This is a genomic window from Bacillus sp. P4_D3, assembly GCF_056401855.1.
This window is the reverse complement of record NZ_JBFUIN010000374.1, coordinates 1-3073: the sequence shown is the minus strand read 5'-3', so window position 1 is coordinate 3073 and position 3073 is coordinate 1. Positions and strand designations below refer to the sequence as shown.

3 protein-coding genes are annotated in these 3073 nt (G+C 35.2%); all 3 read left to right on the top strand.

Annotation, left to right across the window (positions count from 1 at the left end):
• The first annotated feature begins 127 nt into the window (after window positions 1–127).
• On the top strand, window positions 128–478 hold the full coding sequence (locus AC1DTM_RS21290) for a hypothetical protein (RefSeq protein WP_002202208.1): 351 nt from the start codon (window positions 128–130) through the stop codon (window positions 476–478).
• 497 nt (window positions 479–975) lie between these two features.
• The gene (locus tag AC1DTM_RS21285; protein WP_477000813.1) at window positions 976–1938 is read left to right on the top strand and encodes an AAA family ATPase; all 963 of its coding nucleotides are present in this window, start codon (window positions 976–978) and stop codon (window positions 1936–1938) included.
• A partial coding sequence (locus AC1DTM_RS21280) for a DUF58 domain-containing protein (protein ID WP_477000812.1) occupies window positions 1938–3073 on the top strand: 1136 nt, incomplete at its 3' end. The genes AC1DTM_RS21285 and AC1DTM_RS21280, both read left to right, overlap by 1 nt.

The following is a 3073-nucleotide window of genomic DNA, read 5'->3' as shown; positions in this document are numbered from 1 at the left end:
TATGAAGGTTTCACTGAATTAATACCTGAATCAGAGAATTATTGGGTAGATGAGTTTCATAATAATCTACTTTTTCTATAATTTAAATAGGACAAGAGTGATGCTAGTATAAAGGAGTAGAATAGTAATGAAATATCCATATAGTTTTGAAGTACTTAACAATAGAGATTTAGTTATGAGACTTCCTCAAGAAATTAAACTTGTTGAAACTTTTTTAGGAGTTGAAGTTTCTGCTTTTGAAGATTGGATTTTAGAAGAAATATATAGTGTTTTAAACGGAGAAAAAAATTACGGAGTAGTAAATGGCAACATTTGCGGTTTAGAAATTCGGAACGACACAACTACTGTGCTAGACAATTTAGCCGAAGATGGTAAAGGTGAATATTGTGAGATAGAAACAATGGAATTGGTAGAATTAATTCATATTTGGTTAGCTAAACGAAAAGAATTAAAAAAAGAGAAAAATAAAGAATTGTAATAATTTAAGTGGCTGGCCTCTACATGCAGTCGGCTTTATTTATTATTTCATATAAATTTTAATCACAAGACATATGATATATGTATCTAACCTTTACGCGTAGGGATTTCTACGCTATTTATTTTGGTCACCAAGGTCATCCTTCCCTTCCCTCCTCTTCTTTACCGACAATACTCTCGATAACCCATGATTATATATAAATAATAAATATTCGTCACCTTCTGACACGGATTATCCTATTGTTTTATTGTACGTAAGGAATTTATTTTTTTTCAGCGCTACTATTTTATATCAAGACATATTTTATATAAAACTACAAATCATTATTTACTGTATTGCCCTTAGTTATGGAAACAATTATACTAGTTGTAATCGGAATAAATAATCTGAATATTCTCAGAATTTAAGATAAGAGTTTTACTACCCGCAAATAGAGGGATAAATTCTATTGTCCACTAAATAGATTAGAAAACGATAATAAAACTAGGAGGATTACGATGCCCCAGATTGATTCATTACATCCCATTGTAGAAAAAATAATCAACACTATTGAAAAATTAATGGTCGGAAAACGAAAAGAAACGATCTTAGTCTTGACAGCTCTCTTAGCTGAAGGTCATGTACTATTAGAAGATGTTCCCGGTGTCGGGAAAACAATGCTAGTACGTGCTCTTTCTAAATCAATTGATGCCGATTACAAGCGGATTCAATTCACACCTGATTTACTGCCGTCAGATGTAACAGGTGTTTCTATTTACAATCCAAAAGAGCTCCAATTTGAGTTTAAGCCTGGACCAATTATGGGGAATTTTGTACTTGCTGATGAAATTAATCGTACATCTCCAAAGACACAATCTGCCTTACTTGAAAGTATGGAAGAAGGCACTATCACAATAGATGGCATTACAAGACCGTTACCAAAACCGTTCTTTGTAATGGCTACACAAAATCCGGTCGAATATGAGGGAACATACCCTTTACCAGAAGCTCAGCTCGATCGTTTCTTGTTGAAGCTAAGAATGGGATATCCTACACCAGAAGAAGAATTTGAAATTTTAAACCGGATGGAAAAAACAAATCCACTCTCCCATTTACAAGCTATTACTACAATAAAAGAATTACTTTATTTACAACAAAGCGTACGGGAAGTAAGCATGGACAAAGCAATCAAGCATTACATTATAAAGCTTGTTACTCAGACTCGTACTTATAGTTCTATACAGCTAGGTGCAAGTCCACGCGGCTCAATTGCTTTAATGAAAGCTTCACAGGCTTATGCATTCATCCATGGTAGAAATTATATTATTCCAGACGATGTTAAATTTTTAGCTCCTTACGTTTTAGCTCACAGACTCATTCTAAAAATGGAAGCAAGATTTGAAGGAATAACAGGAGAAAAAGTTATCGCCAAAATCGTTGCACGAACTACCGTGCCAACTCAAAGGACGACGAACCTTTGATGAAACGAATACTACGAGCACTATATCACGTTACCAAGTTATCGCTAATCCCTTTATGCCTAGTCTTAACATTTGTGTACGCTATGCTTCAAGGAGGATTTGTAAGTTGGTTTTTGTTTTACAGTACGATTCCTATTGGTCTTTATTCACTACTACTCCCCTTCTACGCTTTACGGGATGCTGAAGTAAAACGAATAACAAACCAAAACGAATATGTAGCAGGAGAACAATTTTCAAGCACTATTACAATAAAAAGAAAATTTCCTTTTCCCTTACTTTATTTAGTTATAGAAGATGAACTGCCATCACAATTTACAAGTTGTATACAAACAAAGATGAATAAGGTAATACTCTTTCCAGGATTAAAACGAAATATTTCGTTTCAATATGTGATTGACACACTCCCTAGAGGAGAGCACACTTTTTCAAGCGTACGTGTCAAAACTGGCGATCTATTCGGTATGATGGAGAAAGAAGTAACTTTTTCAGTTCCAGATACATTTTTAATCTATCCCCAGTACGTAGATATAACGTATCGACAATTGGAAAATCATTTCGAACAAGGAGCGCTTTCAGCAAATATAAATTTAGCAAAAGACTCTACAGTCTCTGTCGGTGTCAGAGACTATAAACCTGGTGACCGCTTTTCATGGATTGATTGGAAAGCAACTGCACGAACAAACAATATTATGACGAAAGAGTTTGAACAACAGCGCAGCCATAATATCATGATATTCATGGACAGAACTGAGTCCCCTCTATTCGAATCAGTCGTAACGTTTACTGCCTCTATTGTGAGGGCTGTCTTGAAGCAAAATTCACCAGCGTCATTCGTGTCTGTCGGAAAAGAACGAACTATTTTCCCTTTAGACAATGGAGGTACTCAGTTGCAGCAAATCTTTTGTCATTTAGCGAAAGTACAAGCAGACAGTGTATTCCCGCTCTCCCAGAGTGTAGAAATGGAATTAAGAAAAATTTATGAGCCCGTAACGATTATACTCGTGACAAGCGATCTTTCTCCCGATATTCAAAAGGCGGCTGACTGTGCTGCTATAAAAAATAGAAAATTAATGGTGTTTGTCGTGAAAGAAAAAGCGAATCAACTCTCACATCGAGAGCTAAGTATATTAGAAAC